Below are 12,951 nucleotides of genomic sequence, written 5' to 3'. Positions count from 1 at the left end.
GATGAGGGTGGGAGCAACTAGGCTTGGAGGGTGACCACAGCTCTGTATCGCCGGTATCGCCCCGACACCTTCGACCAGGTGATCGGCCAGGAACACGTGACGGAGCCGCTCAAGGCGGCGCTGCGCGCGAATCGCGTGACGCACGCGTACCTGTTCTCGGGGCCGCGCGGATGTGGTAAGACCACCTCGGCGCGCATCCTGGCGCGCTGCCTGAACTGCGCGCAGGGCCCCACGGACACGCCGTGCGGCCAGTGCGAATCGTGCCGCGAGCTCGCCACCGGTGGGCCTGGCTCGCTTGACGTCGTCGAGATCGACGCGGCCTCGCACGGCGGCGTCGACGATGCGCGTGACCTGCGTGAGCGCGCCACTTTCGCGCCGGTGCGCGACCGCTACAAGATTTTCATCATCGACGAGGCCCACATGGTCACGAACCAGGGCTTCAACGCGCTGCTCAAGCTCGTCGAGGAGCCGCCCGAGCACGTCAAGTTCGTCTTCGCGACGACGGAACCCGAGCGCGTCATCGGCACGATCCGCTCGCGCACCCACCACTATCCGTTCCGTCTGGTGCCGCCGGACGTGTTGGGCCCCTACCTGACGAGTCTGTGCGCTGAGGAACACGTCGGCGTTGGCGAGGGCGTCCTGACCCTCGTCATGCGCGCGGGCGGCGGATCGGTGCGCGACACCCTGTCGGTGCTCGACCAGCTGATGGCTGGCGCGATCGACGGGCAGGTCACCTACCAGACGGCGGTAGCGCTGCTTGGGTACACGGACTCCGCCCTGCTGGATGAATCCGTCGACGCCCTCGCGGGTGGCGACGGCGCCGCGGCCTTCCGCGTCGTCGAACGCATGGTCGAATCCGGCCATGACCCGCGTCGCTTCGTCGAGGACCTGCTTCAGCGACTGCGCGACCTCCTCATCATCGCGGTGGCCGGTGACGGCGCGCGCGACGTCCTGGCGGACACCCCGCACGACCAGTTCGAGCGCATGCAGCGCCAGGCGCAGAACTGGGGTCCGCACGGCCTCTCCCGCGCCGCGGACCTGACCGACGAGGCCCTGCGCGCCATGACGGGCGCGACCTCGCCTCGCCTGCAGCTCGAGCTTCTCGTCGGCCGCATCCTCGTGCCGACTCCCACCGCCGCACCCGCCCCCGGCCCCGTGCAGGGCACGGTCGGTATGGCCGGTGGGGGAGCGCCGCGCCAGGCGTCCCCCGCGTCGACGCCCGAGGCATCCTCGGGCCGTTTCGGCGCCCGCGAGGCGCGCGAGGCCCTGGCCCGCAAGAAGCAGGAACGCACCCAGGCCTCGGCTCCCTCCGGGCAGGCGCCCGCCCCCGCGTCGTCCTCGCCCGCGCCCGCCGCGCAGGGCGTGCCCGCGTGGGGCAGTGGTCCCGACTGGTCCGCTCGCAAGCCCACTGCCCCTGAGTCGAATGCCGCTCCAGCGCAGGCCGAGCCCCAGGAGGCACCGCGCCGCGTGGTCGCCCAGCAGCCTGGCGTCGAGGCCACGAAGGGGAACACGCAGCCCGAACCTCGTCGTGAGGCCGAGCAGAGCCGCGCCGAGGCTCCTGCGCGCGAGAGCGCGCCCGCGCAGGCCGATTCCCGTGCCGCCGCCCGCGTTCAGCGGAGCCCCGAAGCCGCCGCGCCGCAGCGCACCGAGGCCCCCGCTCGCACTGAGTCTTCCGCTCCCGCCGAAGCTCCAGCGTCAGGCCGCGACGCCGACATGCTGCGTGGCCGCTGGAACGAGGTCGTCGAGCGCCTGTCGTCCATCAGCCGCGTGACGTGGTCGATGGTTGGCGGTAACGCCCAGTTGGGGGCCGTCGACGGCTCCCAGGTGGTCCTCCTCTTCCCCGTCGAGGCGATGGTCAACGCCTTCACGCGCGGGCCCCGCGCCGCGGACGTCGAAAAGGCCATCAGAGAGGTCACGGGCCTGACTGTCACCGTGTTCGCGCAGGTCGGGCAGGCCTCGGGCGGACCCGCGACGACAGGCCCCTCCGCGCAGGCTTCTCGCGCCGGCGGACAATCGCGCCAGCCCGGTGGGTGGGTCTCGGAGCCGCCCCCTTTTGACGAGGCCGCCGCGCAGGCGGCACCCCACCACGAGCCGGCACCCGAGCAGGACGGCTGGCCCGAGCCCGCGCGTCCGGCCCAGCCCGTGACGGCGCCCGCGCCCTCTTCGGAGGAGGACGGTTGGCCCGAGCCCGCGCAGGTCGCGCAGTCCGCTCGCGCGGCGCAGGCCGAGCCGGTGGAAGACAACACCTGGCCCGAGCCCGCGCCGGTTGCACACTCCGCTCCCGCGCCGCAGGCCGAGCCGGAGGAAGACAACGCCTGGCCCGAGCCCGCGGCCGTGACACCCCGTCGCCGCGAGCAGGACGACGCGCCCGCAGCCCCGCGCCAGTGGGAGGCTCCCGCCCGGCAGGAGGCACCCGCCCACCCAGACGGTCCCGTCCTTCCCGAGAGGGCGGCCCGAGCGCTCGCGGCCGCCCCCGACGTGACCGCCCAGGCCTCGTCCCCGGGAGGCGACGCGGCGCCGCGCAAGCGATCCTTCACGGTCTTCACCTACCCGGGCGACCCGGAGCCCGCCGACGCGCCCGAGGGGACGACAGACGAGGAAGCCACCCAGGCCTCGTCCCCCGTCTTTGACGATGCGCCCATCGAGCCCGCCTCGTACACGCCGTCGACACCGACGGGCTGGGGCGACCCGGTCGTCATTTCTGGGGGCGCGTCCGTGAACTTTGATGACGGTGCCGACTCGTGGACCCCGCGCGAGTCCGCCGCCTCCGCCGACGTGACCCCGATCAGCGCGGCTCCGAGCACCCCCGCGCAGGCGCCGGCCTGGCTGGCGGCAGCCCCTGAGCCCGCGCAGGCCTCCGCGCCCGGATTCGGCGACCCGCAACCCCCGTGCGCCGCCGGCCCCGCGCCCGACGAGCCGCTCACAGGCCGCGCCGCCGCCGAGGCCGCCCTGCGCGAGAAGGCCCAGCACCAGGCTGCCGTCGCATCGACCCGCACGCACGCGGCCGACGACGACAGCGCCAGCATCGACGACGACAACATCGAAAACTCGCAGACGATCGGCTTGGCAGCGGTCCTGGAGATCCTCGGTGGACGCGTCATTGAAGAGAAAATGACCGAGGGAGGATACTGACATGTACGACGGCGCTCTGGCCGACCTTATCGACCAGTTCGGACAGCTGCCGGGTATCGGTCCGAAGTCCGCGCAGCGCATGGCGATGCACGTCCTGGATGCGGAGCCCGACGAGGTCGCGCGCCTCGTCGACGCGATCAACGCCGTGCGTGGGCGCGTGCGCCACTGCGACATCTGCGGCAACCTCACGGAAGAGGACGAATGCTCGATCTGCCGCGACGTGCGCCGCGACCCCAGCGCGATTTGCGTGGTCCAGGAGCCCAAGGACATTCAGGCGATCGAGGCCGCGCGCGTCTTCCGGGGGCGTTACCACGTGCTCGGCGGCGTCATCGACCCGATCCACGGGGTGGGGCCGGACCAGCTGAACATCGCCTCGCTCATGAGCCGCCTCGCGGATGGCACGGTCACCGAGGTCATCCTGGCGACCAACCCGAACGTCGAGGGCGAGGCGACGGCCGCGTACCTGGCGCGCATGCTCTCCACGATGGGGGTGGAAACCTCGCGCCTGGCCATGGGCCTGCCCATGGGCGGTGACCTGGAGTACGCGGACTCGGTGACGCTGGGTCGCGCGCTCGAAGGGCGCCGCCGCCTCTGAGCCTTCATCGACGAGGCCGTGGTTGCGCCGCGTTCGTACTGCCCGTTTTCCGGGTGCGTGCGTTGTCTTCCCTGGGACCGGGGACCTGAGGTGTTGTTGTCGCACCAGTGCAAGCGACCTGCGCTGTTTGTCGCCTCATGGGGCGCGCGTTCCTCGCGCGGTGACGCACGTGTGACACAATCGAGGGGAAACACTCCGACACACGAGGAGGCCATGATGGCGACCCACACGAGCGGCGGCGCGCCCCGAGTGCTCGTCGTCGACGACGAGGCGATGCTGGCGGACCTGCTCTCGCAGGCCCTGCGCCACGAGGGCTGGGAGACGGACACCGCGAAGGACGGGCTTGACGCGCTCGCCAAGGCGGCGAGCTTCCAGCCGGACGTCGTCATCCTCGACGTGCAGATGCCGCGCATGGACGGCCTCGAGACGCTGGAGCGCCTGCGCGCCCGCGACCCCGAGCTGCCCGTCCTCTTCCTCACCGCCCGCGACGCGGTCGCCGATCGCGTGCAGGGCCTGCGAGCTGGAGCGGACGACTACGTGACCAAGCCCTTCGACCTGGACGAGGTCGCGGCCCGCGTCGAGGCACTCCTGCGCCGAGCGGGACGCACCCAGCAGGCGGCCTCGACCGTGCTGACGGTCGCCGCCCTCACCCTCGACGTCGAGTCGCACGATGTCAGTCGTGGCGGGGAAAACATCACGTTAACGAACACGGAGTTCGAATTGCTCCGGTATCTCATGGAAAACGCCGGGATCGTACTCTCCAAGCAGAAGATCCTCGACGCCGTGTGGAGCTACGACTTCGGCGGCCAAGTCAACGTCGTGGAACTCTACATCTCCTACCTGCGCAAGAAGATCGACGCCGACCGCCCCGCCCTCATCCGCACCGTGCGCGGCGCCGGCTACATCATGCGGGAACCCCAGTGACGCGCCGCCGCCCCTCCCTGGCCGGGCGCCTGTCCCGCGCGCTCGCCGCGTGCGTCGCCCTGGCCCTCGTCGTCATGGTGGCGGCCTCCACCCTGGTCATGCGCTCCTGGATGCTGGCCAACGTGGACTCCGAGCTGCACCGCCTCGCCGATCAGGCAAGCAAGCACCTCGATGTCGATGACGCGCCGGAGGATGGCGAGGACGAGGAGTACGGGGAGAGCGCCGACGACGCCGCCGCCCGCCCGCCCGCACAGCCCTCTGGGGCGCCGCGCCCCGGCGGGCCGGTCGTCCCCGGCGGTCCCACGGGGCCCGGGTTCGGAGGTTCCGGAATCGCGGAGGGCACCCTCCAGTACGTGAGTGAGGACGGTGAGTCGGCCGGTGCGGTCGTCTCCAACTTCTCTGTGAAGTACCTGGATGAGCGCGCGTTGGAGATCCTGGCGCATGTGCCCACCGATGGTGTGCCGCACACCGTGCGCCTTCAAGGGATGGGCTCGTTCCGCGTCACCGCCCGCGTGGTCGAGGACAAGACCGTCCTGGTCGGCGTGCAGACGGACAGCGTCGACGACGTCGTCATCATGCTTGTCGCCGTCGAGGTGGGGGCATCCCTGGTCGTCGCGCTCGCCGCGGGGGTGGTCGGTCGCGTGTGGGTGCGTCGCGAGCTGCGTCCCCTCGGCGTGGTGCGCGCGGCGGCCGCGGACATCGCGAGCCGCGACCTCGCCGATGAGTCGGCGAATCTGACGCGCGTCGGCGAGGAGGCGACCTCGGGCCCCGTGGAGGTCGCCGACGTCGCGGGCGCCCTCAACTCGATGATCGACGCGGTCGAAGACGGCATGGAGCGCCGCGCCCGCAGCGAAGCGAAGCTGCGTCAATTCGTCGCAGACGCCTCGCACGAGCTGCGCACGCCGCTCGCCTCCGTGCAGGGGTACGCGCAGCTCGCGCGCCGCGACATTGACGAGGCCTCCCGCACCCAGGCCCTCGAGCGCATCTCCTCGGAGGGGGCGCGCATGGCGTCCCTCGTGGAGGAGATGCTGACCCTGGCGCGCCTGGACGGAAACAGAACGCTCAAACGGGACACAATCGACGTTATCCCGCTGATACTGGACGCCCTGTCCGACGCGCACGTGGTCGCCCCCGACCACGCGTGGGAGCTCGGCAACGCCGCGGACATTCTCGTCCTCGGCGACGAGGCCGCGCTGCGCCAGATCCTCACGAACCTCCTCGCCAACGCCCGCGTACACACGCCCGCGGGAACCCGCGTCGTCGTCTCGCTGACCCGGAGCGACGACGAGGCCGTGGCCGCTTGCGTGCGCGCCCGCGGCCGCGCGAAGGGGCAGGGGAAAGCGGAGGGCGCCCCGGCCTCGTCGATGGTGACGATCCGCGTCGCGGACGACGGGCCCGGTATCCCGCCGGCGATTCGCGACCGCGTGTTGACCGTTTCGTGCGCGGCGACTCCTCGCGCACGCGAGACGGGCGCGGCTCCTCGGGCTTGGGCATGTCGATCGTCGAGTCGCTGGCTCGCGCGATGGGCGGGGCGGTGCGCCTGGCCGACAGCGAGAAGGGGACCGTCATCGAGGTGATGCTGCCGGCGGCGTGATGAGGGCGGGCAGGCCGACGGTGCCGGACGCGCCTCGGCCTCGGACGCCCGACGAGCGCGCGGCGGGGCGTGAGCGGCCCCCTTGGCCATCCCCGGCCTCGCGCGTTGTGTGGGCCTGCTCGCAGCTGCGCGTTCAATGTCACCCCAGATCACCCGTTCATATAGCGGAAGTTCCCAGCGTGATCGCGGGAGCGCCGTAGGATTGACACGGTGGCGTATGCTGCCCGAATGCGTGCAGACCAGCACGTACAGACAGAAATGAGGGTCCAGTGGCACTGATCGTGCAAAAGTACGGCGGTTCTTCCGTCGCCGACACCGAGGCCATGAAGCGCGTCGCCCAGCGCATCGTGGACACGCACAACGCCGGACACCGCGTCGTCGTCGTCGTATCGGCGATGGGCGACACGACCGACGACCTCCTCGACTCGGCCGCAGCACTCACCGACAACCCGCCCGAGCGCGAGATGGACATCCTCCTGTCCGCCGGCGAACGCATCTCCATGGCCCTGCTGGCGATGGCCGTCAACGAACTCGGCGTCGAAGCACGCGCCTACACGGGCGCCCAGGCGGGCATCAAGACCGACAGCCACTTCGGCGCCGCCCAAATCATCGGCATGGTCCCCGAGCGCGTCGCCCGCGCCGTCAAGGACGGACAGGTCGCCATCGTCGCCGGCTTCCAGGGCATCTCCAAAGACGACGACGTGACCACCCTCGGCCGAGGCGGCTCCGACACGACCGCCGTCGCCCTCGCCGCCGCCCTCCACGCCGACGTGTGCGAAATCTACACGGACGTCGACGGCCTCTTCTCCGCCGACCCGCGCATCGTCCCCAAGGCCCACCGCCTGCGTACCCTCACCCAGGAAGAAACCCTGGAAATGGCTGCGCACGGCGCCAAAATCCTCCACCTGCGCGCCGTTGAATTCGCGCGCCGCTACGGGGTGCCCCTGCACGTGCGCTCCTCGTTCTCCGAGAAGAACGGCACCTGGATCTCCGACGCCCCCGCAAACCCCGAACTCAAGGGCCTCGTGCCCGACGCCGCCCTCAAGTCCCCAGAGGAAAACGCCATGGAAAAGCCCGTCATCTCCGGCATCGCTCACGACCGCTCGCAGGACAAGATTACCGTCACCGACGTCCCCAACAGCCCCGGCGTCGCCGCCCGCGTCTTCGCCGTCGTCGCCGAGGTCGGCGCCAACATTGACATGATCGTCCAGAACCTGCCGATCTCCGACCCCACGAAGGCCAACATCACCTTCACCCTGCCCGAAGGCGACGCCCAGAAGGCCCTCGACGCCCTCGAGGCCCACCGCGACGAAATCGGATTCAACGAGCTGCGCTACAACCCGAACATCGGCAAGCTCAGCCTCGTCGGCGTCGGCATGCGCACCAACCCCGGCGTCTCCGCGCGCCTCTTCTCCGCCCTGTCCGATGCGGGCATCAACATCGACCTGATCTCCACCTCCGAAATCCGCATCTCCGTCGTCACCCGCCTCGAGGACCTCGACCGCGCCGTGAAGGCCGTCCACACCGCGTTCGGCCTCGACGCCTCCGAAACCGAGGCCGTCGTCTACGGCGGCACCGGCCGCTGATCGTTCATCGACGAGGCCCGGGTCGGCTCCGTTTGTCCGCGCGGGTCCGGTGGTCCCGAGAGGGCGCCCCGGCCTCGTCCCCATAGATTTTACCCAGCGTCCGCCCCGTCGTATGGGCGCACGCACCAACACAAGGAGAACACCATGAGTGGATTCAATGTCGCCGTCGTCGGCGCCACCGGCCAGGTCGGCCGAGTCATGCGCACCCTGCTGGAGGAGCGGGGTTTCCCGGTTGAGACGATTCGTTTCTTCTCGTCCGCGCGCTCGGCCGGCACCACCCTGCCGTGGAAGGGGCAGGACATCGTCGTCGAGGACGTGGCGACGGCCGACTACTCCGGCATCGACATTGCCGTGTTCTCCGCGGGTGCCACCGCCTCGCGCGAGTACGCCCCCAAGTTCGCGGCCGCCGGCGCGGTCGTTGTCGACAACTCCTCCGCGTGGCGCAAGGACCCCGAGGTGCCGCTTGTCGTGTCCGAGGTCAACCCCGACGACGTCGACAACCGCCCCAAGGGCATCATCGCGAACCCCAACTGCACGACCATGGCGGCTATGCCCGTCCTCAAGCCCCTCGTGGACGCTGCGGGTGGTCTGACGCGTCTCTTCGTCTCCTCCTACCAGGCCGTCTCCGGGTCGGGTCGCGCGGGCGTCGCCGAACTGACCGGCCAGATCGAGGCCGGCGCCGCTCAAGACCTGGCAGCGCTGGCCCTGGACGGCCGCGCCGTCACCCTGCCCGAGCCCGGCGTGTACGTCGCGCCCATCGCCTTCGACGTCGTGCCGCTCGCCGGCTCGATCGTCGATGACGGAAGCGAGGAGACCGACGAGGAGCAGAAGCTGCGCAACGAGTCGCGCCGTATCCTGCACATCCCCGACCTGGCCGTGTCCGGCACGTGCGTGCGCGTCCCCGTCTACACGGGCCACACCCTGACCATCCACGCCGAGTTCGCCGGCGACATCACGCCCGACCAGGCGCGCGCCCTCCTGGCGAACGCCCCCGGCGTGCGCGTCGTCGACGTTCCGACCCCGCTCGAGGCCGCCGGCCGCGACGAGGTCCTCGTGGGCCGCATTCGCCAGGACCAGGCGGTCGAGGGCAACCGCGGGCTTGTGCTCGTCGTCTCCGGCGACAACCTGCGCAAGGGCGCCGCCCTGAATGCTGTCCAGGTCGCCGAGGTCGTGGCCGCTCGACTGCGCTGAGTGCTCGACCTCTCGACTGTGCTGAGTGCTTGCACTCTCGACCGTGTTGAGTGCCCCCAGCTCTCGACTGTGTTGAGTGTGTGAACTAGTTGCGTGAACGCGCGGCGGCCCGTTGGGCTGCCGCGCGTTTGCGTGGCCTGACGCTGTAGTTCCCCTGAAATGTCGCACGTAATTCCCCTGCGAGCATTTCAAGAGCTGACGTGTGATCGTTGGAATTGCAACGTTTTGAGACTTTATTGAAAGTTCAGGCAATCGAATTACGTGCGACTTGTGCGGGGGTGAAGCCGGTGGCTCCGTTGTGCCCTTGTGTGCGTTCGCCCTTGCCTGTGTGCGCGGATAGGTTGTTGCTTCACGGATAGTTGATGAGCATCCGGATAGCTTATTAACCTATCCACATCGCCATAACCTATCCACATCGCCATAACCTATCCGCGTGGCGATAGCCTATCCGCATCCGCATCCGCATGTGCGCTCGCCGCGGAGGCATAACAAAACCGCCCGGCACGCGGCCAGGCGGTGGAGCGGGCGACGGGAATCGAACCCGCCTCTGAAGCTTGGGAAGCTTCCATTCTACCGATGAACTACGCCCGCAATTCATCGTCCCGAAGGAATCGACCCGTCGATCATAGCCTCATGGCCGATGGGCGCGCAACCGGCGCGCCCGACCCGCGCGCCGACGTATCCGCAGTGCCCCTCCAAACTTCCGCCACTACCGCCGCCCCCACTGCTTCCGCCGCTACCGCCGCTCCCGCCGCCGCCCTCCGCCGCCCTCCGCCGCCCTCCGCCGCTCCAGCCGCCGTCCCGACGCCCCGGCCGCGGATACACTGAAGGGAGCCCGACCGATTGGAGGACCCATGCCTCGTCCCGTGGTGGCCGCAGCCATCGTCGACTCCCTGGAGCGCCCCACCGAGCTGCTCGCCTGCTCGCGCGCGTACCCGCAGGAGCTGCGCGGCCAGTTCGAGCTGCCCGGCGGCAAGATCGAAGAGGGTGAGGACGCGGTCGCTGCACTTAAACGTGAGATCGCCGAAGAGCTCGGCGCCCGCCTCATCATCGGCGAACGCGTGTGCCCCGAGAATGGTCAGTGGTGGCCGATCCTGGGAGGGCGCGTCATGGGCGTGTGGCTCGCCGAGGTGGCGCCCGGCTCGCTGTCCCCGCGCGCGGGTGCCTCGCACGTGGAGGCCCGCTGGGTGCCCATCGCCGAGTTGGCGACGCTGCCGTGGATTGGCGCGGACCTGCCCATCGTCGAGGCCGTGGTCGCCCGCTGCGGCCGGTGACGTGTTGCGAGGCGGTGGAGCTGGCGGCCGAAGCAGGTGGCCGCAGTAGGTGGGAACGAGCGCTCGGAGCTGGTGGCCGAACCGGCGCGCGTGAGCTGTGTCGGGCGCGCTGAGGGGGTGTCTGGCACAGCCCGCGTTGCTTCCTCACCGCGAGAACGACGCCCGCCACCATTTGACGACACATGGGGGCGTAATGTCAGAATAAGCGCATGCCGAAGATTATTGGCGAGTCCCTCGCCTCTCACCGCGAGATCACCCGCTCGCGCCTGTTTGAGGCGCTTGGCTCCCTCATGGCCGAGCAATCCTTCGAATCCATCACGATGAGTCAGATCGCTGAGCGCGCCGGAGTGGGCCGCACAGCGGTCTACAACCACTTCGGGGACAAGGAGGTGCTGCTCCTGGCCTACATGCGTCAGGTGACGGAGGAGTTCACGCGGGTCCTGACTGAGCGCCTGGCCGCCGAGCCTGACCCGCTCATGCGCCTGCGCCTCTACATCCGCTCGCACCTGCAGATGACGAGCCGCTACCACGTGAAGGCGGGTATGGGGCTGCGCCGGCAGATGTCGGGCGCTGGTGCCTCGCATCTCACCGATCATGCGGGCATGGTGGGTGAGGTCCTCATCGGTATTCTCGACGAGGCCATGGACCGTTCGCTGATCGCGCAGCAGAATACGCTCGGCGCGGTGCATCTGATCCACGCGACGTTGGCGGGCCAGCGCCTCCCGAACGATGAGGCGCACCGCGAGTCGGCGTTGGCCCTGGTGGAGACCTTCATCTTGCGAGGCCTGGGCGCCTCCGAGGAGAACGTGCGACACGTCACCGCTTCCGCGCTTCCTTCCGGGGAATAGGGCGGGGGCCTTGCCCGTTGAATCAGACAGAACGCAGGGGCAGTCCGGCCCCGACTGACCGGCCGACGCGCGCGTCGGCGACATAAGGAGAAACATGGCTACCGTTACTCTGACGCAGGAGAACTTCGAGCAGACTGTGTCCGGCAATGACATCGTCCTGGTCGACTTCTGGGCGACCTGGTGTGGTCCGTGCCGTCAGTTCGGCCCCGTCTTCGAAGAGGCTTCCGAGAAGTACCCGGACGTCGTTTTCGGCAAGATCGACACGGATGATCAGCAGCAGCTCGCGATGGCCGCGCAGATCACGTCGATCCCGACGCTGATGGCCTTCCGCGATGGCATCGCGGTGTTCCGCCAGTCCGGCGCCCTGCCGCTGTCTGCCTTGGAGGATCTGATCTCTCAGATTCAGAACCTCGACATGGATGACGTGCGCGCGAAGATCGCCGAGGCCGATAAGGCGGAGTGATCGCGTCAGCGCAATCGCTGGTGGGCCCCGAGGCGCGAGCCTCGGGGCCCATTGTTATGTCCTATAACCCTTGTGTGTGCTCAAAGTGCAGTCCACTTCGCCCAAATCGCCCCTTTTTTGGCATTATTCGCCGAGGTGGTCTGCACTTTGGGCACGGCTCCGATCGCAGCGGGCAACAGCGGGGGTGTCGGGCTCCCAATGTAGTTGGCGCGCCGATGTGAGTCTCTGGTGCGCGTCCCGGGGGAGCGCCCGCGCCCGTGCCGATCCCCATGCTGTATTTTTCCAAAAGTCGCAGGTAATTTGGATATCCTCACTTTTGTTAGGTATTGAGAAAACCGCGGAATTTCAACGATCACATTTCAAATTTCAAAAGGTTTACATGGGAATTGCATGCGACATTTCTGTGTAACTGGTGTTATCGCGTGAGTGGACACGGGCTTGTGCGCCCCGCGGCGCCGTTCTGAGCTGAGGGCGTGCTTGGCCGTGGCCGGTGCTTGGTCGACTTTCGGGCGGGGCGTGCTTGGCCGTGGCCGGTGCTTGGTCGACTTTCGGGCGGGGCGTGCTTGGCCGTGGCCGGGTTTTCTAGCGACTCGGGCGGCGGGTAATGAACTCGCGGTCCGCGTGGTCGCCGACCATGAAGGAATACTCGCCGACGACCTCGAATCCGTGCCGCGCATAGAAGCGCTGCGCCCCGTAGTTTTCGCTCCACACGCCGATCCACAGCGTGCGTGGTCCGTCGCGCTCGAGCCACTCCAGCGCGGTGCGCAGCAGCACCGTTCCGCGTCCGCCGCCCTGGTGGCCGCGCAGAATGTAAAGACGCTGAATCTCCCCGTCGCCGGGCGCCACGTCGGGGTGGGGCAGGAGTGCGGGGCAGGCGGTGACGTAGCCGATCGGCTCGCGACAGGCGGACGAGGCCGTGGTCTCGTCGCCCGGTTGTGGCGCGCGCGGATGGTCGGCGGGGGAGGGTGTCCCGGACGCTGCCACGGCCTCGTCGGGTGAGCCCTCGACAAGCAGCCACGTCGCCCGGTCCGGGTCTGTGAGCTCGGCGCGTAGGACATCGGGTGCGTAGGCCTCGTCGAGGAAGGCCGCAAGGTCTGCAGGGTCGTAGAGATGACCGAAGGTCTGCGTGAAGCAGGTGCGCGAGAGGGCGGAGAGAGCCTCGGCGTCTGCGGGTGTGGCGCGGCGGATCATGGCAGCCTTTCGTCGGGTCGTCTTCCATCGTAGGGGCGAGGGCGTGTGACGCCCAGCCGGCGGGACAGACCCTGAGAAATCCCTGAAAAGACGGGGATAGCGTTGCTGCATAAACGAGGCGCACCATATGATGGGGCGATCAACGCTCATCGA

General features: G+C 69.2%; 9 protein-coding genes, 1 tRNA gene and 1 pseudogene. 9 read left to right on the top strand and 2 right to left on the bottom strand.

What is annotated here, in order from left to right; all coding sequences use genetic code 11:
- The first annotated feature begins 30 nt into the window (after positions 1-30).
- The 6 genes and pseudogenes from QU663_RS09600 to QU663_RS09575 all read left to right on the top strand — a co-directional run bounded on the left by QU663_RS09600 (position 31) and on the right by QU663_RS09575 (position 9,022).
- Positions 31-3,132 carry a DNA polymerase III subunit gamma and tau gene (locus QU663_RS09600; protein ID WP_304990564.1) on the top strand — a complete coding sequence of 1,034 codons (3,102 nt, stop codon included), beginning with the start codon at positions 31-33 and terminating at the stop codon, positions 3,130-3,132.
- A gap of 1 nt (position 3,133) precedes the next feature.
- Entirely contained in the window at positions 3,134-3,727 is a 594-nt protein-coding gene (gene recR, locus QU663_RS09595; RefSeq protein ID WP_021611706.1) for a recombination mediator RecR, read from the top strand.
- Between the two features lie 213 nt (positions 3,728-3,940).
- On the top strand, positions 3,941-4,651 hold the full coding sequence (locus QU663_RS09590; RefSeq protein ID WP_021611708.1) for a response regulator transcription factor: 711 nt from the start codon (positions 3,941-3,943) through the stop codon (positions 4,649-4,651).
- Positions 4,648-6,245: pseudogene (locus QU663_RS09585) on the top strand (sensor histidine kinase). Before QU663_RS09590 ends, QU663_RS09585 begins: the two are co-directional and overlap by 4 nt.
- A gap of 269 nt (positions 6,246-6,514) precedes the next feature.
- Entirely contained in the window at positions 6,515-7,831 is a 1,317-nt protein-coding gene (locus QU663_RS09580) for an aspartate kinase (RefSeq protein ID WP_021611711.1), read from the top strand.
- Positions 7,832-7,975: 144 nt separating this feature from the next.
- Positions 7,976-9,022 carry an aspartate-semialdehyde dehydrogenase gene (locus QU663_RS09575; protein ID WP_021611712.1) on the top strand — a complete coding sequence of 349 codons (1,047 nt, stop codon included), beginning with the start codon at positions 7,976-7,978 and terminating at the stop codon, positions 9,020-9,022.
- 517 nt (positions 9,023-9,539) lie between these two features.
- Here QU663_RS09575 and QU663_RS09570 read toward each other — a convergent pair.
- Positions 9,540-9,613 (bottom strand) — tRNA-Gly (locus QU663_RS09570).
- Between the two features lie 263 nt (positions 9,614-9,876).
- Between QU663_RS09570 and QU663_RS09565 the strand changes: the two genes are divergently transcribed.
- The 3 genes from QU663_RS09565 (at position 9,877) to trxA (ending at position 11,607) form a co-directional block, all read left to right on the top strand.
- Positions 9,877-10,296, top strand: coding sequence for a (deoxy)nucleoside triphosphate pyrophosphohydrolase (locus QU663_RS09565; protein WP_021610736.1), 420 nt, complete (start codon positions 9,877-9,879; stop codon positions 10,294-10,296).
- Between the two features lie 209 nt (positions 10,297-10,505).
- Complete coding sequence (locus QU663_RS09560) at positions 10,506-11,144, top strand: TetR/AcrR family transcriptional regulator (RefSeq protein WP_021610735.1); 639 nt, start codon at positions 10,506-10,508, stop codon at positions 11,142-11,144.
- 94 nt (positions 11,145-11,238) lie between these two features.
- Positions 11,239-11,607 (top strand): thioredoxin, encoded by a 369-nt coding sequence (trxA, locus tag QU663_RS09555; protein ID WP_021610734.1) that lies wholly within the window; start codon positions 11,239-11,241, stop codon positions 11,605-11,607.
- 582 nt (positions 11,608-12,189) lie between these two features.
- Here the strand turns inward: trxA and QU663_RS09550 are convergent.
- The gene (locus QU663_RS09550) at positions 12,190-12,798 is read right to left on the bottom strand and encodes a GNAT family N-acetyltransferase (protein WP_021610732.1); all 609 of its coding nucleotides are present in this window, start codon (positions 12,796-12,798) and stop codon (positions 12,190-12,192) included.
- Between the last annotated feature and the right edge of the window lie 153 nt (positions 12,799-12,951).

Source organism: Schaalia sp. HMT-172, from assembly GCF_030644365.1.
Lineage (GTDB): Bacteria > Actinomycetota > Actinomycetes > Actinomycetales > Actinomycetaceae > Pauljensenia.
Note: the sequence above shows the minus strand (reverse complement) of the source record. Positions and strands in the feature narration are given on the sequence as shown.

What these genes read in the sequence shown, in the direction of transcription:
- trxA (WP_021610734.1), top strand. Translation starts at nt 11,239, where the DNA reads ATGGCTACCGTTACTCTGACGCAGGAGAACTTCGAGCAGACTGTGTCC.
- QU663_RS09550 (WP_021610732.1), bottom strand. Translation starts at nt 12,798, where the DNA reads ATGATCCGCCGCGCCACACCCGCAGACGCCGAGGCTCTCTCCGCCCTC.
- recR (WP_021611706.1), top strand. Translation starts at nt 3,134, where the DNA reads ATGTACGACGGCGCTCTGGCCGACCTTATCGACCAGTTCGGACAGCTG.
- QU663_RS09565 (WP_021610736.1), top strand. Translation starts at nt 9,877, where the DNA reads ATGCCTCGTCCCGTGGTGGCCGCAGCCATCGTCGACTCCCTGGAGCGC.
- QU663_RS09560 (WP_021610735.1), top strand. Translation starts at nt 10,506, where the DNA reads ATGCCGAAGATTATTGGCGAGTCCCTCGCCTCTCACCGCGAGATCACC.
- QU663_RS09590 (WP_021611708.1), top strand. Translation starts at nt 3,941, where the DNA reads ATGATGGCGACCCACACGAGCGGCGGCGCGCCCCGAGTGCTCGTCGTC.
- QU663_RS09575 (WP_021611712.1), top strand. Translation starts at nt 7,976, where the DNA reads ATGAGTGGATTCAATGTCGCCGTCGTCGGCGCCACCGGCCAGGTCGGC.